The sequence below is a fragment of the Winogradskyella sp. ECml5-4 genome (genome assembly GCF_036903175.1).
Taxonomy (GTDB): Bacteria; Bacteroidota; Bacteroidia; order Flavobacteriales; family Flavobacteriaceae; genus Winogradskyella; species Winogradskyella damuponensis.
The window spans coordinates 1-15,938 of sequence record NZ_JAYJLF010000007.1 but is presented as its reverse complement, the minus strand read 5'-3'; the positions used below and the strand labels follow the sequence as shown (position 1 = coordinate 15,938).

The 15,938-nt window shown below is 33.0% G+C and carries 14 protein-coding genes; 7 read left to right on the top strand and 7 right to left on the bottom strand.

Annotated elements, in window-relative coordinates; translation table 11 throughout:
• Positions 1-23 precede the first annotated feature (23 nt).
• On the bottom strand, positions 24-3,155 hold the full coding sequence (locus VDP25_RS07635) for a UvrD-helicase domain-containing protein (RefSeq protein WP_334468434.1): 3,132 nt from the start codon (positions 3,153-3,155) through the stop codon (positions 24-26).
• Between the two features lie 115 nt (positions 3,156-3,270).
• Between VDP25_RS07635 and VDP25_RS07630 the strand changes: the two genes are divergently transcribed.
• Complete coding sequence (locus VDP25_RS07630; protein ID WP_215926127.1) at positions 3,271-3,879, top strand: superoxide dismutase; 609 nt, start codon at positions 3,271-3,273, stop codon at positions 3,877-3,879.
• A gap of 519 nt (positions 3,880-4,398) precedes the next feature.
• Here the strand turns inward: VDP25_RS07630 and VDP25_RS07625 are convergent.
• The 4 genes from VDP25_RS07625 to purN form a co-directional block, all read right to left on the bottom strand.
• Entirely contained in the window at positions 4,399-6,297 is a 1,899-nt protein-coding gene (locus tag VDP25_RS07625; protein WP_215926125.1) for an amidophosphoribosyltransferase, read from the bottom strand.
• Between the two features lie 69 nt (positions 6,298-6,366).
• Positions 6,367-7,293 carry a PfkB family carbohydrate kinase gene (locus VDP25_RS07620; protein ID WP_334468433.1) on the bottom strand — a complete coding sequence of 309 codons (927 nt, stop codon included), beginning with the start codon at positions 7,291-7,293 and terminating at the stop codon, positions 6,367-6,369.
• Between the two features lie 80 nt (positions 7,294-7,373).
• Positions 7,374-8,015 carry a ribonuclease H family protein gene (locus tag VDP25_RS07615; protein WP_334468432.1) on the bottom strand — a complete coding sequence of 214 codons (642 nt, stop codon included), beginning with the start codon at positions 8,013-8,015 and terminating at the stop codon, positions 7,374-7,376.
• Between the two features lie 93 nt (positions 8,016-8,108).
• Complete coding sequence (gene purN, locus VDP25_RS07610) at positions 8,109-8,675, bottom strand: phosphoribosylglycinamide formyltransferase (RefSeq protein ID WP_334468431.1); 567 nt, start codon at positions 8,673-8,675, stop codon at positions 8,109-8,111.
• A gap of 185 nt (positions 8,676-8,860) precedes the next feature.
• On the opposite strand from purN, the gene VDP25_RS07605 reads away from it, so the two are divergent.
• From VDP25_RS07605 to pyk, 5 genes are all read left to right on the top strand, one after another.
• Positions 8,861-9,094 (top strand): acyl carrier protein, encoded by a 234-nt coding sequence (locus tag VDP25_RS07605; protein ID WP_013750595.1) that lies wholly within the window; start codon positions 8,861-8,863, stop codon positions 9,092-9,094.
• A gap of 13 nt (positions 9,095-9,107) precedes the next feature.
• Positions 9,108-10,358: a beta-ketoacyl-ACP synthase II gene (fabF, locus tag VDP25_RS07600; protein WP_334468420.1), complete on the top strand. Its 1,251-nt coding sequence runs from the start codon at positions 9,108-9,110 to the stop codon at positions 10,356-10,358.
• Between the two features lie 7 nt (positions 10,359-10,365).
• Complete coding sequence (gene rnc / locus VDP25_RS07595) at positions 10,366-11,106, top strand: ribonuclease III (RefSeq protein WP_215926115.1); 741 nt, start codon at positions 10,366-10,368, stop codon at positions 11,104-11,106.
• A 132-nt stretch (positions 11,107-11,238) separates the two neighbouring features.
• Complete coding sequence (locus VDP25_RS07590) at positions 11,239-11,718, top strand: IPExxxVDY family protein (protein WP_334468415.1); 480 nt, start codon at positions 11,239-11,241, stop codon at positions 11,716-11,718.
• A 1-nt stretch (position 11,719) separates the two neighbouring features.
• Positions 11,720-13,162 carry a pyruvate kinase gene (gene pyk, locus VDP25_RS07585; RefSeq protein WP_215926111.1) on the top strand — a complete coding sequence of 481 codons (1,443 nt, stop codon included), beginning with the start codon at positions 11,720-11,722 and terminating at the stop codon, positions 13,160-13,162.
• 143 nt (positions 13,163-13,305) lie between these two features.
• On the opposite strand, the gene dinB is transcribed toward pyk, so the two are convergent.
• Positions 13,306-14,409 (bottom strand): DNA polymerase IV, encoded by a 1,104-nt coding sequence (gene dinB / locus VDP25_RS07580; RefSeq protein ID WP_334468411.1) that lies wholly within the window; start codon positions 14,407-14,409, stop codon positions 13,306-13,308.
• 53 nt (positions 14,410-14,462) lie between these two features.
• Between dinB and VDP25_RS07575 the strand changes: the two genes are divergently transcribed.
• Entirely contained in the window at positions 14,463-14,930 is a 468-nt protein-coding gene (locus VDP25_RS07575; protein WP_334468864.1) for a CYTH domain-containing protein, read from the top strand.
• Between the two features lie 54 nt (positions 14,931-14,984).
• Here the strand turns inward: VDP25_RS07575 and VDP25_RS07570 are convergent.
• Positions 14,985-15,938: OmpA family protein (locus VDP25_RS07570; RefSeq protein ID WP_334468409.1), on the bottom strand; the 954-nt coding region annotated here is incomplete at its 5' end.

The window sequence follows — 15,938 nt, the reverse complement described above, 5'->3', positions numbered from 1 at the left end:
TTAAGCAAAGATACTAGGAAAAATTAGACTTCAAGAACTTCAATTGTGTCATTTATATAAACCAGTAATTTATGGGTTACAGTTAAATTCATCTCATTTAAAATAACCTCATAATTGTTAAGCTGATTTGCATAAGACTCTTTGGCCTCTCCGGTTTTGTAATCTATAAGAATAGCTTCATTTTTTGAATTAATGTTCAGGCGGTCTGGACGTAGAATTAAACCTGTGCTTGTAATAATATCACGTTCATTGTAAATGGTGAAATCATTGTGAAAGTACCTTTCTAATTTAGGATGTTTTATAACGTTTAAAACTAGAGATTTTAATGTATGGCTATGTTCTGTTGTTATTTCTCCTGAAATTAATAAATCATTAAAAGCAAAATCGACATCTTCAACAGTTTTTATTTTCGATAAAATTAAATGTACCAAGTTACCACGTTCAATGGCGGCTTCTTGTTGTGTGTCCCAAAGTAATCCGGATTTGGTGACAATTTTTAAATTGTGCTCTTCTTTTGGAACTGAAATTAATTTTAAAGGATTAGAAGTTAGTGTTTTTTCCGAAATGTTTTCATTTGGTTTTAGTAATCCATAGCTGTAGGTTAATTGATTTTCGTTCCATTTATTTTCGTGCTGCAAAAAATTAATAAATAGCCCTGCATAAGTATTTGTGTTTATCTCTCCTTTTGAATTGATGTCTTTTTTAGAAATAATATATAATTGCTCTACAGCTCTAGTTAAAACTACGTAAAGCAAATTAATGTTGTCTAATTCTAATTGCGATTGGTGTGTGTTGTAAATTTGATTTCCGATGTCTCCAAAATGTTCAACATCTTTATTGTAATTAAGTAATAGCGTTTCGTAACCATTATAATCTTCTGCTTTAACAGGAAACCATACTTTTGGTTCTATTTCTCTATAAATATCTAGATCTGCATAAGGAAATATTACCACAGGGAATTCTAAGCCTTTTGATTTATGGATGGTCATAATTTGAACCGCACTCATATGCTCAGGAGTTACCACGCTTAATTTATCTGCTTTCTTTTCAAAATAATTGATAAAAGCAGCAACATCTGCATTTTGCTTTTGTGTAAATTCTAAAACAACATCTAAATAAAACTGAAGGTATGCGTCTGAGGTTTCATTTAGATTAAAAAGTCTAACCACATGTTCTACCAATTCGTATAATGGTAATTGAAGGCATTGGTTTTTGTCTATATAAATGTTAAGCTGTTTTAATTCTGAAAACATCTCATCAATGTTTTTTCTGAGATAAGAGACAAAAAATAGATGTGTATCTTCAATTTGATTTTGTGCTGCCAAATAGGAGAGGACATCAACTTTTAAACTGTCGTTATTCGGTTGAATAAGTAACTTTAAAAACGAATTAATAAAATTAACTTTATCCGAATTTTTTAAAAGCAAGGTTTCCGAGGATGTAATCTTAATCCCATTTTCATTGAGGTAATTAGCAATAGCGACTCCTTCTTTTCGTTTTCTTACCAAAACACAAATATCATCTAATGGAAATCCATTAGCTTGACATGCTTTTATAGTTTCTAAAACCTCGTTGGCATATAACTCGTGGATATCGTCTTCCTTTTGAATGTCTAAAAAATTAAGGTTCACATAACCCTCAGATTTGTTATGTGTATTTTGTTTCGCCTTTTTGTAAAGATCTGCATAAGCGGCTTCACTAAAAGTAGTTTCACTTAAAAATTCAAAAAACGAATTATTAAACTCAATAACAGCTTTTGAGCTTCTGTAATTGGTGTCTAATGGTAATACTTCGGCTTCAATCTGAAATGGATTGTCAATAGTATTATAAAGTTTAATAAACTGTTCTGCTTCGCCACCTCTCCATCTGTAAATGGCTTGTTTGGCATCTCCAACGAGCATTGCCGAACCATTGGCGGCAGAAAGAGCGTTTTCTAGCAAGGGAACTAAATTTTCCCACTGCATTTTAGAGGTGTCTTGAAATTCATCTATAAAATAATGTTTGAATTTTTCACCCAAACGTTCGTAGATAAAAGGTGTTGGTTGGTTTTTAATCTCTTTAGCAATAATGGTATTGAATTCTGAAATCAACATCTTGTTTTGGTCAGCCTTTAAAGTGTCTAATTCATTTTTAATGGCATTTAAAACCGAAAGGGGAGTGACATTCCTGTAAAATCCTTTTTTTAGCTTTATGTTGAAAATTGACGTTTTTGAAGCCACAAAATATTCCGATAATTTTGGTTGAATACTTTCAATAGTTGATGCAACATCATCAGAAACACGTTTAGGGTAAAGTGTATTGCCTTCAATTAAATCGTTTTGCCAAGCAGAATCAAAGCCAACCGAAAATTGCTTGGCAGCTAATTTTTCAAAATGTTTTGGAAGCGAACTTCTATTGAAGTCATTAAATTGTAAACCAGATGCTTCAATTAGAGTTAAAGCGTTAAGTGCTATAGTTTCAATTTTTTCTTCAAGCAGAATAATTTCTTTGGCTAATTGTTGTTTTAAAACTTTAAAATCATCAAGTGTCTTTTCTTTTAAAGTATTAATGGCAAAAAGATCATTTTCGTTAACTAATAATTTTGAAATCTTATTAAAATCAAAACTGATGTCCCAACTTTTGTCTTCGTCTGCTTTTTCTATTGCAAAATCGACCAAGACTTTGGTTAAGGTTTTGTCACTACCAGCTTTAGAAATAAGACTGTCAACAGCTTCATTTAAAAGGCGTTCTTGGTCTAGTTCAACTTCAAAATTTACAGGCAATTTTAAATCGTGCGCAAAAGTTCTAATAACTCTATGCGTAAAGCCGTCAATTGTAGAAATGTCAAACGCACCATAGTTATGGATTATGTGTTTTAGAATGTGTTTAGATTTGTTGTGAAGAATTTCGGGCTTAATGTCTAATTCTCCACAAATAGCTTCAAACATTGGATGTGGTTTTGTTAGACTTTCTTCCGACGAAAAAGATTTTAGCATATCAACAATTCGCTCTTTCATTTCACCTACCGCTTTGTTAGTAAATGTAATAGCTAAAATAGATTTAAATTGATCGTAACTTTTAGATTGAATTAATATTTTGAGATAAGCTTTGGCTAGTGTAAATGTTTTACCACTACCAGCTGATGCATTATATATTTTGAAGGCTGAATTTTGCAAGAGATAATTTTTATACCAAAATAGGGAATCTTAATAGTTTATTAAGAAAAAATCTCAGACAAAATTGTAAATTTGAGTGCAAACAAAATATTAACTAATTAAAAACAATAATATTATGGCTTTCGAATTACCGAAATTAAAATATGCTTATGATGCTTTAGAACCAAATATTGATGCTCGTACTATGGAGATACATCATACTAAACATCATCAAGGCTACACAAATAAATTAAATGCAGCAATTGAAGGAACAGATTTAGAAGGAAAGACTATTGAGAATATCCTTATCAATCTAGATAAAGAGAATAAAGCTGTTAGAAATAATGGAGGTGGGTTTTATAACCATTCATTATTTTGGGACATTATGAATCCTGAAGGAAAAGGACGATTATCTGGAGAATTAAAAGATGCTATTGAAGCAAAATACGGTTCTTTTGATGTATTTAAAGACGAATTTTCTAAGGCAGCGGCAACACAATTTGGTTCTGGTTGGGCTTGGTTGTGCGTGCATGAAGGTGGAAAAGTTGAAGTTTGTTCTACACCAAATCAAGATAATCCATTAATGCCAGGAGTTGGTTGTGGAGGTACACCAATTTTAGGTTTAGATGTATGGGAACATGCTTATTATTTAAATTACCAAAACAGAAGACCAGATTATATTGAAGCATTCTTTAACGTAATTAATTGGAATGAAGTTGAAAGACGATATGCTGAAGCTAAATAAGCTTAAAAGTATTTTAAATTAAAAAAAATCCGAGTCTTTATATATAGACTCGGATTTTTTTATGGTTAAATTTTTGATTCTTTTGTTTGGGAATTGGGCATGAAAAAGGATGAACAGTTGTTCATCCTTTTTGCCCCAAATCTACCATAAACTTAACCTACTTATGTTATGGTGAGTCAAATATAAGAGGACATTGTTTCTCTAATCAATTTTTTGGACAAACGACCTATATATTAGTCTAAGAGTGGAAACTACTATGTTTCGGACTTGTTTGAGAGATGAATTTGTATCTTAAATGAAGATCTGACTTAAAGTAACACTTTAAATTAAGTGTATAAAAAAAGGTGAACGAAGTTCACCTTTTTTTGCCCCAAATCTACCATGAACTTAACCTACTTATGTTATGGTGATACCAATGTATATTTAATTTGTTAAAGCGAATGCATGAATCCGACGAAATGCATTTTTCCTAGATAAAATACATAATTTATCGGATTAAAAGTCGTTTAGAGTCGTTGTTTAGTATGCGCGCTCTTTATTTCCTTCATAGAAGTTAATAAAAGCTCTGTTTACAACTCTGTTTCCACCTGGTGTAGGATAATCTCCAGTAAAGTACCAATCACCTAAATTTTTAGGACAGGCTTTATGCAGATTTTCAACAGGTTGGAAAATAATTTTCACTTCGGCATTAACATTTTCATCACTTAATAATTCTGAAATTTTATCAGAAATCTGTTCGTCTGTAAAATTATCGTAAATCTCTTTTACATGGTTGACAACATTTTTATCTTTAATGTTTACTTGCTTAAGACATTTGTGATAGACCTCTTCTACAATATGATATTGATTAGTGTCTTTTAATAATTCTAAAGCCGCTCTAAAAGCAATTAAAGTTTCTAAGTTGGCCATGTCTATACCATAACAATCAATGTAGCGAATTTGAGGCGCTGAAGAAACCACCACAATTTTCTTAGGGTTTAATCGGTCCATCATTTTAATAATACTCTTTTTTAGAGTTGTACCTCTAACAATACTATCATCAATAATCACTAAGTTGTCGGTTGGTTTTATAACACCATAAGTAACGTCATAGACGTGTGCTACTAAATCATCTCTGCTACTATCTTCAGTAATAAAGGTTCTTAGTTTTACGTCTTTAATAGCTATTTTTTCAATTCTTGGGCGTTCCGATAAGATTTCGGTGACCTTTTCTGCTGATAATTGACCGTTACCATTTAATATAGAGGCTGTTTTCTGTTCGTTGAGATGATCTTCAACGGTTTCAATCATGCCATAAAATGAGGTTTCCGCTGTATTAGGAATGTACGAAAACACGCTATTTTTGGTGTCGTTATTAATAGCTTCAAGAACTTTAGGCATTAATAAACGCCCAAGCATTTTACGTTCTTGATATATTTCAGCATCACTACCACGAGAAAAATAGACACGTTCAAAAGAACAAGCTTTGCGTTCTAAAGGTTCTAATATTTTTTTGATTTTTGTTTCACCAGATTTTTTGGTAATAATAGCATGTCCTGGTTCTAATTCTTTTACGGCTTCAAAAGGCACGTTAAACACGGTTTGAATTACAGGGCGTTCTGATGCTACGACAACAATTTCATCATCTTCATAGTAGTAAGTTGGTCTTATGCCGGACGGATCTCTTAATACAAAAGAATCTCCATGGCCTAATAAACCAGCCATGGCATAACCACCATCCCAGTTTTTGGCAGCACGCTTTAAAATTTTTCCAACTTTTAAACGTTCTGCGATTAAAGGAGAACATTCATTTTTATTGTAGCCTTCTTTTTTGAGATCTTTATAAATTTTTGAAACAGCATCATCTAAAAAGTGACCAATCTTTTCCATTACAGTAATGGTGTCTGCTTTTTCTTTTGGATGCTGACCAATTTCAATAAGATTATCGAAAAGTTCATTAACATTGGTCATGTTAAAGTTTCCTGCGACAATCAGGTTTCTGTGCATCCAGTTGTTTTGTCTTAAAAATGGATGAACACTTTCTACACTGTTTTTACCAAATGTACCATATCTAACATGGCCTAGTAATACCTCGCCTATGTACGGAATGTGCTTTTTCTGTAAATCAACATCGTCTTGATATTCCGGGTGGCTTGTAAGCTCGTGGTTAATACGTTCGTTAATTTGAGCAAAAATATCCTGTATGGGTTGTTGGGCAATAGATCGCACACGACTAATGTAGCGTTCTCCTGGTTTTACGTCTAATTTAATACTTGCAAAACCAGCTCCGTCTTGTCCACGGTTGTGCTGTTTTTCCATCATTAAATACATTTTGTTAACACCATAAAAAGCACTGCCATACTTTTCTTTATAATATTCTAATGGTTTTAAAAGTCTAATAAGTGCAATTCCGCACTCATGTTTTAACGCATCACTCATGATTAATTTTTTCCGCTATTTATTTTTTTTGTGAAATAAAAAACGCGCTCAATTTATGAGCGCGTTAGTTTATGCTAATTCTATATCAAATTGTGTCAGACTCTTAAATTGGTCTAGACGTTTATAAATTTCTTTATCTGTTAAATTTTGCATGCGCTCCGTGCCAAATTTTTCAACACAGAAAGAAGCTAACGTTGAGCCGTAGATGACAGCTGTTTTCATATTCTCAAAAGAGAAGTCGCCTGTTTTAGCTAAATAACCAGCAAAACCACCAGCAAATGTATCTCCAGCACCTGTTGGATCAAAGACTTCTTCTAAAGGTAAAGCAGGAGCATAGAATACATTATCATTATGAAACAATAAGGCTCCGTGTTCTCCTTTTTTAATCACTACATATTTTGGTCCCATGTCATGAATCTTTCTCGCTGCAACGACTAAAGAGTATTCTCCTGTTAATTGTCTTGCTTCTTCATCATTAATAGTAATAACGTCTACGTTTTTAATTACAGACAGTAAATCATCTAAAGCGATGTCCATCCAGAAATTCATAGTGTCTAGAATGGCTAGTTTAGGTTTTGTAGTCATTTGGTCTAATACACCTTGCTGTACAAGAGGGTGTAAGTTACCTAGCATAACAACTTCTGAATCTTTATAATCTTCAGGAACAATTGGATTAAAATGCTCCAATACATTGAGCTCTGTAGCTAAGGTATCACGAGAGTTCATATCGTTATGATATTTTCCACTCCAAAAGAACGTTTTACCGTCTTTTACAATTTCTACACCATCGATATTTACATTTCTATTTTTTAAAAGATCTAAATATTCTTGAGGAAAATCGCCGCCAACAACAGAAACTGCTGCAGAATCTACATGGAAATTTGAAGCGGATAAACCTATATATGTTGCTGCACCACCTAGGATCTTATCGGTTTTACCAAAAGGTGTTTCAATGGCATCAAAGGCTACAGTGCCAACAATTACTAATTTACTCATAAAAGAAGTTTGAATTAAAGTGCAAATTTACGTAAAAATAATTCCTTGTGAAACATCAATTAACGCAATGCAAAATAGATTTATTTCCTTCCAAAATCTGCTGGAATTTCTCCCCAAGCCTTAGTCTCCCATTTCACAATAGTTGTAGAATACTCATTAGTCTTTAGCCATTCTACAGCACGATCTACTAAGTCGTAAACGGGTTTGTTCTTGGCATTACGAGGAAGTTTAGAATTACAGGTTTTTTTGCGTACCCAACTCATAGCGGTTCTAGAATCCGTGTACATTATACGGTCGCTATTGTGCTTTTTTAAAAAGGCTAACCCATGAACTAAGGCTAAAAATTCGCCAATATTATTAGTGCCTTGTTCAAAAGGGCCTTGAATAAAGAGCTGTTTTTTTGTCTTGGTATCGACTCCTCTATATTCCATAATCCCAGGATTTCCACTTGACGCTGCATCTACAGAAATAGAATGGTAATTGGGTTGTCCTATTTTTTTTAGCTCAGCTTCTGTGAGTCCACTAGAAAACGTTTTATTTTTCCCTATATAATTAAAGTAATCTCCTTCTAATGCTTTTTCGGCTTCTTCAAGTGTAGGAAAAGATTTGTATTGTGCACCTTGGTAGTCTTTAATTTGAGCTTTACAGGCATTCCAAGTATTATAGACTCCTTTTTTGTGGCCTTTCCAAACAGTATAATATTTTTTTTTCTTTTTACTCATGTTTACTTCCCGTGAAAACGGAAATCTTTTTATGTCATTTTAAAATGAAATGAAGCATCTAGAAAAGATACTTCGACAAGCTCAGTATGACATCTATCTATTTAATATTTTCTCAACCACCTTTGGGAAATGTTCCATTTCTAACAAATGAATCTTTTTAGCAACATCTTCGGCAGAGTCGGTAGGTAAAACCTTACATTTTTCCTGAAAAATAATAGCTCCTTCATCATAATTTTCATTTACATAGTGAATGGTAATGCCAGTTTCTGTTTCTTTATTTTTAACAACAGCGTCATGCACATGCATGCCGTACATGCCTTTTCCACCATACTTTGGTAATAATGCAGGATGAATATTAATGACTTTATTTTCAAATTTTTCTAAAATAAAATCAGGAAATTTCCAAAGAAAACCAGCTAACACTATCAGGTCTGGTTGAGATACTTCTAATATGTTTAAGACATCTTCAGATTTAGAAAATGCTATTCTGTTAAAAGATAAGGCGCTAACATTTAGTTTTTTACAACGGTCAAGCACTTTGGCATGAGGATTGTTAGTTAGTACTTGAATAACAGACGCAGTATCGCTGTTGTGAAAAAACTTAATTAAATTTTCAGCATTAGAGCCACTTCCGGACGCAAAAATTACAATACGTTTCATTTACAGGTATATTTCTTCTTTATTATTCAAACAAAAAAAAGAATAATAATTAACAATTAGGAGTAAATACTAAATACTTTATCTTTATTTTTACTAAATTAAAAACACATTTTATCGGTAAAGATGAATATTCAAATAAAGTTTTTTATTTTTGCCATCTAATTAAAACTTAAAATTAAAAAATTATGTCAGACATTGCATCACGAGTAAAAGCGATTATCGTAGATAAATTAGGTGTTGATGAAAACGAAGTTGTAACTGAAGCAAGCTTCACAAACGATTTAGGAGCGGATTCATTAGATACTGTAGAATTAATAATGGAATTCGAAAAAGAATTCGATATTCAAATACCAGACGATCAAGCTGAGAATATAGCAACAGTTGGTCAAGCGGTTTCTTATATAGAAGAAGCAAAATAATAACTCAATTTTTATGGAATTAAAGCGAGTCGTAGTAACGGGTTTAGGTGCACTTACACCAATAGGAAACACCAAGGATGAATATTGGGAAGCTCTTATTAGTGGTAAAAGTGGTGCCGCACGTGTAACACATTTTGATCCTGAAAAGTTCAAAACAAAATTCGCTTGTGAAATAAAAAACTTTGAAGTTACTGACTTTATTGATAGAAAGTTAGCAAAGCGAATGGATAAGTTTTCGCAGTATGCAATGGTGGCTTCAGATGAAGCAATTGCAGACTCAAAACTAGATTTAGACGCCCTAAACAAATTAAGAGTTGGAGTTATTTGGGGAGCTGGTATCGGCGGATTAGAAACATTTCAAGAAGAAGTGTTAAACTTTGCTGCCGGTGATGGTACACCTCGATTTAACCCTTTCTTCATACCAAAAATGATTGCTGATATAGCACCTGGAAACATATCTATAAAGTATGGTTTCATGGGACCTAATTATACCACTGTATCTGCATGTGCGTCTTCTGCAAATTCAATGATCGATGCTTTAAACACTATTCGTTTAGGGTCTTGTGACGTGATTATTACAGGAGGAAGTGAAGCAGCAGTTACAATTGCTGGTATGGGAGGTTTTAATGCTATGCACGCCATGAGTACGCGTAACGATGATCCTCAAACAGCTTCGAGACCATTTGATGCTAACCGAGACGGTTTTGTATTAGGTGAAGGTGCAGGAGCTATTGTTTTAGAAGAGTACGAACACGCTAAAGCAAGAGGAGCTAAAATCTACGCAGAAGTTGTAGGTGGAGGTTTATCTTCAGATGCGTATCATATGACAGCCCCACATCCAGAAGGTATTGGTGTTGTTGCGGTAATGAAAAATTGTTTAGAAAATGCAGGTTTAAGTCCTGAAGATGTAGATCATATAAATACACACGGTACATCAACACCTTTAGGTGATGTTGCCGAGTTAAAAGCTATATCTGAAGTATTTGGAAGTCATGCAAAAAACATAAATATTAATTCGACAAAATCTATGACAGGTCACTTGTTGGGTGCTGCTGGCGCTATTGAAGCTATTGCTTCTATATTAGCGATGGAGCACGGTATTGTACCACCAACAATTAACCATGAAACGGTAGATGAAAACATAGATCCAGAATTAAATTTAACGCTCAATAAAGCTCAGAAACGAGACATTAAAGTCGCGATGAGTAATACATTTGGATTTGGCGGTCACAACGCTTGTGTAGTATTCAAAAAATTAGATTAAATCCCGAATGAGCTTCATTCGTAACATATTAAATTCCCGCTCTCACGAGAACGGGAATTTTTTTTTACAACTCAAGGATATTATTGGCTTTAAGCCAAAAACAAAATCAATTTATTTAACAGCGTTTACCCATCGGTCCATGAATATTAAGGACGATCAAGGAAACCCTATTAACTACGAACGATTAGAGTTTGTAGGTGATGCTATCCTTGGCTCTGTAATTGCAGCCTACTTATTTGAAAAAGTACCTCATGGCGATGAAGGCTACCTCACCAAAATGCGCTCTAAAGTAGTTAGTAGAGAGCACCTTAATAAACTGGGAGAGGAATTACGACTTATAGATTTTGTAGAAAGTAAAATACCTAAGTCTAATTTTGGTGACAATATTCACGGCAATCTTTTTGAAGCTTTAGTTGGGGCCATTTATTTAGATAAAGGTTATAGCTTTTGTGAGAAATTCGTTTATAAACGTGTTATTAATCCACATGTAGACATTGAGTCTTTAGAAGGTAAAGTCATTAGTTATAAAAGTTTATTGATAGAGTGGTGCCAAAAAGAGAAAAACACATTTAACTATGAAATTTATGAAGATACAGGCAATGATGAATTAAAGCATTTTTCTGTAAAGCTTATTATTAATGATAAAGTAGTTTCAAAAGCAAGAGCAACATCAAAGAAGAAAGCAGAAGAAAAAGCTTCCAAACGCGCTTTTTTTGCATTTCAAAACCAAATTTCAAAACTTCACTAGATTAAACCCTCTTTATTAAATTAAATTAATCCTACGATAACGTTTTCGTAGATTTTTTGGATTAATCTTAACTTATTCTTATTAAAATAAATCTTTTAATACACTATATTTACCGTTCAAAGTTATAATTGTATGGCTTTACACAAACTTCAGGTAGATGATTTCTATGATGATTCATATAAACTAATTGCTATTCATTGTAGATTAGAAGATTATCGATTGGCTTATTTGCTCAACAAGCATTTAGAGCTTAAGTTAGAACGTAAGGATAAAGATATAGACTTTAAGTATTTAGAGTCCTCATACAGTATTTTTGAATGGGATAACGAAAAGGAATACGTCTTTTGGAATTTAATTTCTAATACTTGTAAAAAGGAAGAAGATGGTTTAAGTAGTACAGGAACATTATTTAATGGTAGTGAAAAAGTACTTAAAACATTTCATCTAATTTCGGAGTTTAAAAAGGTCGATTTTTTTCTAAAAATTTCAGACGAAATAGAAAATGTAGATGAAAAAGAGATCTTATTTAAATTACAAGCTATTCCACAAATTATAACAAGTTATGCGGTAGATCCGTTAAAAATAAAGTCGAAAGACCATTTAATTTTTTGAATTGATGTCAAACAAGAAAACAAAAATAGTAGCCACATTAGGTCCAGCAACAAGTACAAAAGAAGTATTAAAAGCAATGTTGGATGAAGGCTGTAATGTATTTAGAATTAATTTTTCTCACGCCGATTATAAAGACGTCGAGGAACGTATAAAAATGATTAGAGAGCTCAACGAAGAGTTTGGCTACAATGCCTCAATTTTAGGAGATTTACAAGGTCCTAAATTGCGTGTTGGCACCATGAAAGGTGAAGTAATAGTCAATGAAGGAGACGAAATCATTTTTGCAACAGGAAAGCGTTTTGAAGGAACAAAGGAACGTGTTTACATGACTTATGATAAGTTTCCTCAAGATGCAAAACCAGGTGAACGCATTTTATTAGACGATGGAAAATTAATTTTTGAAGTTGTTTCTACAGATAAAAAATCTGAAGTTAAAGCAAGAGTAATACAAGGAGGACCTTTAAAATCTAAGAAAGGAGTAAACCTTCCAAATACCAATATTTCGCAACCAGCGTTAACAGAGAAGGATATTGAAGATGCTATCTTTGCTATTGGGCAAAAAGTAGATTGGATCGCTTTATCATTTGTGCGTCATGCAGAAGATTTAATGGAATTAGAACGTTTAATTTCTGAACATAGTGATCATAAAATTCCAATTATTGCTAAAATTGAAAAGCCAGAAGCAGTAGAAAATATTGATAAAATTGTCGCGTATTGTGATGGTTTAATGGTAGCTCGTGGTGATTTAGGAGTTGAGATTCCTGCTGAAGAAGTGCCATTAATTCAAAAACAATTAGTGCTTAGAGCTAAACGCGCTAGAATTCCAGTAATTATTGCAACTCAAATGATGGAAACCATGATTACAAGTTTAACTCCGACACGTGCAGAGGTAAATGATGTAGCCAATTCTGTTATGGATGGTGCAGATGCTGTAATGTTATCCGGAGAAACTTCTGTTGGGCAATATCCTGTGCAAGTTATTCGTCAAATGGCAAATATTATACGTAGCGTAGAAGATTCACCTTTAATTGAAGTGCCTCAATCTCCTCCTCATATTCGTACTAAAAGATATATTACAAAAGCAATTTGCTATCATGCAGCAAACATGGCAAACGAAATTAATGCGAAAGCCATTTCTACATTAACAAATAGTGGTTATACGGCATTTCAAATTTCGGCATGGAGACCTTCTGCTCATATTTTAGTGTTTACCTCAAACAAGCGTATATTAACACAGCTAAACCTTCTTTGGGGAGTTACAGCATTTTATTACGATAAATTTGTAAGTACAGATGAAACTATTGAAGATGTAAATGCTATAGCTTGTAAAAAAGGTTATTTAGATGTTGGTGATATGTTAATTAGTTTAGCAGCAATGCCAATACAAGAAAAAGGTATGGTAAATACACTAAGAGTTACTGAGATAGAAAGTTGTAGTTTTTAAAAACAGACTTTAATTATTATAGAAATAGCGATTGAATTTTAAATTCAATCGCTATTTTTTTATATCATTATTTTGGTGCTGAAGCAAATTAAAGAATAAAGCTGAGTTGTTATTATTTGCAAAAAAACTTCTCACGACTTCATTTAAAATTCAAATTTTAACTGCACGCTAACAGCCGTTTCTTCTTCCTTTTTAATTTTTTTATCATCTGTATTCAAATTAGATAAAGAAATACCTAAAAGTCTAACGGAGTTGTTCAGGGTATCCTGATATAATAAATCTTTAGCGGTGTCTAATATTATTGCTTTTTCACTTACAAAATAGGGTAAGGTTTTGCTTCGTGTTTGTAGTGAAAAATCGCTGTATTTTATTTTTAAGGTTATGGTTTTTCCTGCAACTTTACTTTTTAATAGTCGTTTTGAGACTTCTTCTGCAATATGTTCTAATTTTTCAAACATATAGATTTCAGAGGATAAATTTTCACTAAATGTGCGTTCTGCAGCCAAAGATTTTCTTATGCGGTTGGGTTTTACTTCACTATAGTGAATACCTCTAACGACATCATAATAATAGCGGCCAGATTTTCCAAAATGTTCATCTAAATACTCAAGTGTCTTCGATTTCAAGTCTTTTCCTGTAAAAATGCCTTTTTGATACATTTTTTCTGCAGTCACTTTTCCAACACCATAGAATTTTCGAATGTCTAAGTCTTCTAAAAATTTGAGAACATCTTCTGGGTTTACTGTTTTTTGTCCATTAGGTTTATTATAATCGCTAGCGACCTTAGCGATAAACTTATTAATAGAGATGCCTGCGGAAGCTGTTAAGCCTACTTCGTCATAAATCCTTGCTCTTATATTCTGAGCCAACAAAGTAGCGCTAGGCAATCCTATTTTGTTATCTGTGACATCTAAGTATGCTTCATCTAAAGATAAGGGTTCAACTAAATCAGTATATTCAAAAAAGATTTTACGAATACGTTTAGATATTTCAGTATAGCGTGCAAAATCAGTTTTTACAAAAATTAATTCGGGACACAGTTTTATAGCTAAGCGTCCAGACATGGCACTCTTTACTCCAAATTTTCGAGCTTCGTAACTAGCGGCACTTACCACTCCGCGTGTTCCACCACCTCCAACAGCAATAGGTTTGCCTCTAAGTTCAGGATTATCCATTTGTGCTACAGAGGCATAAAATGCATCCATGTCTACATGAATTATCTTTCTTATTGGTAAATCGTTAAGCATAGTGTAAATTTAGGCATTAAATGCCTTTTAAAAGGTAATTGTTATTATGTATGATGATAGAAATAGAAAGAAAATTTTTAGTAAACTCTAAAGCTTTCAAGTCAGAAGCCTTTAATAGTTATGCCATTAAACAAGGCTTTTTAAATAGTCACAAAGAGCGAACTGTACGTGTAAGATTAAAAAAAGAATTGGGTTATTTAACCATTAAAGGGAAATCTACGGCTAATGGTTTATCTCGTTTTGAATGGGAAAAAGAAATTTCTATAATTGAGGCTGAAAGTCTTTTAGAATTATGTGAAGCTGGTATGATTGAGAAAACACGCTATGAAGTAAGGCTTGGCAATCATATTTTTGAAATCGACGAGTTTTTTGGAGCTAACAAAGGTTTAATTATAGCTGAAGTAGAATTAAATTCCGAAGATGAAGTTATTGAATATCCAATATGGTTGGGCAAAGAAGTTACAGGTGAACTAAAGTATTATAATTCGCAGTTGAGTAAAAATCCTTTTACGACTTGGTAAAAAAAAAGCCTATTCATTTTACAGAGTAGGCTTTTTTTATAATTAGTTGTTTTTTTATTCAGCTACAGGAGCACCACTTACAATAAGGAACTCTGAACGTCTGTTTTCGGCATGTTGTTCTTTAGTACAACCCGCAGAACAATCTATTTTAGGTTCAGATTCACCTTTACCAACACCAGAAATACGAGAGGCATCAATACCTTTAGATATTACGTATTGTACTGTTGTTTTTGCTCTACGATCAGAAAGGCCTGTGTTGTAAGCTTCAGGACCTCTTTCATCTGTGTGTGATGTTGCACTAATAACCATTTCAGGATATTTTTTCATAATCTGAACTAATTTATCTAATTCAAAAGCAGCTTGAGCTGTAATGTTAGACTTATCAAATTCAAAGAAAATAGGTGCTAAATCAATTTTCACAGGTGTAATTAATTTTTCAATAGGATCTAAAGAAATTTGGATGTTATTTTCTTCTTCGTTAGTGCCTTTAACAGGAACTTTTTTACTGTCAAAACCATCCATTACAACTTCTAATTCGCTATCCTCATCACATTCTACTATAAACTCAGCAATACCTTGAGTGTTTGTCATTTTAGAAACTACTTTATTGCCTTCGCTATCATACAATGTAACAGCAGCACCACTAATAGGCTCACGTGTTTTGTCATCTAAAACGGTAGCGCTTATTAATACATCGCAAAGTGGTTGTAATTTTTTGAATTCGTAAATATCGTCACTTCCTTTTCCACCTTCTCTGTTTGAAGAAACAAAACCATCACCGTTTTCTTCATCAATAATGAAAGCAAAATCATCAGCGTTACTGTTAATAGGAATACCTACATTACGAGCAGGAGCTAGTTTACCATCAATTTCTTTAGTGTAAAACACGTCTAATCCACCAAGACCTAAATGACCATTAGAAGAAAAGTATAGAGTATTATTACTACTGATGTAAGGAAACATTTCTTGCCCTTCAGTATTTATTTTTTGACCTAAGTTTTCAGGTTC

What these genes read in the sequence shown, in the direction of transcription:
- VDP25_RS07630 (WP_215926127.1), top strand. Translation starts at nt 3,271, where the DNA reads ATGGCTTTCGAATTACCGAAATTAAAATATGCTTATGATGCTTTAGAA.
- purN (WP_334468431.1), bottom strand. Translation starts at nt 8,675, where the DNA reads ATGAAACGTATTGTAATTTTTGCGTCCGGAAGTGGCTCTAATGCTGAA.
- VDP25_RS07590 (WP_334468415.1), top strand. Translation starts at nt 11,239, where the DNA reads ATGGCTTTACACAAACTTCAGGTAGATGATTTCTATGATGATTCATAT.
- VDP25_RS07575 (WP_334468864.1), top strand. Translation starts at nt 14,463, where the DNA reads ATGATAGAAATAGAAAGAAAATTTTTAGTAAACTCTAAAGCTTTCAAG.
- VDP25_RS07620 (WP_334468433.1), bottom strand. Translation starts at nt 7,293, where the DNA reads ATGAGTAAATTAGTAATTGTTGGCACTGTAGCCTTTGATGCCATTGAA.
- fabF (WP_334468420.1), top strand. Translation starts at nt 9,108, where the DNA reads ATGGAATTAAAGCGAGTCGTAGTAACGGGTTTAGGTGCACTTACACCA.
- rnc (WP_215926115.1), top strand. Translation starts at nt 10,366, where the DNA reads ATGAGCTTCATTCGTAACATATTAAATTCCCGCTCTCACGAGAACGGG.
- VDP25_RS07625 (WP_215926125.1), bottom strand. Translation starts at nt 6,297, where the DNA reads ATGAGTGATGCGTTAAAACATGAGTGCGGAATTGCACTTATTAGACTT.
- VDP25_RS07605 (WP_013750595.1), top strand. Translation starts at nt 8,861, where the DNA reads ATGTCAGACATTGCATCACGAGTAAAAGCGATTATCGTAGATAAATTA.
- VDP25_RS07615 (WP_334468432.1), bottom strand. Translation starts at nt 8,015, where the DNA reads ATGAGTAAAAAGAAAAAAAAATATTATACTGTTTGGAAAGGCCACAAA.
- dinB (WP_334468411.1), bottom strand. Translation starts at nt 14,409, where the DNA reads ATGCTTAACGATTTACCAATAAGAAAGATAATTCATGTAGACATGGAT.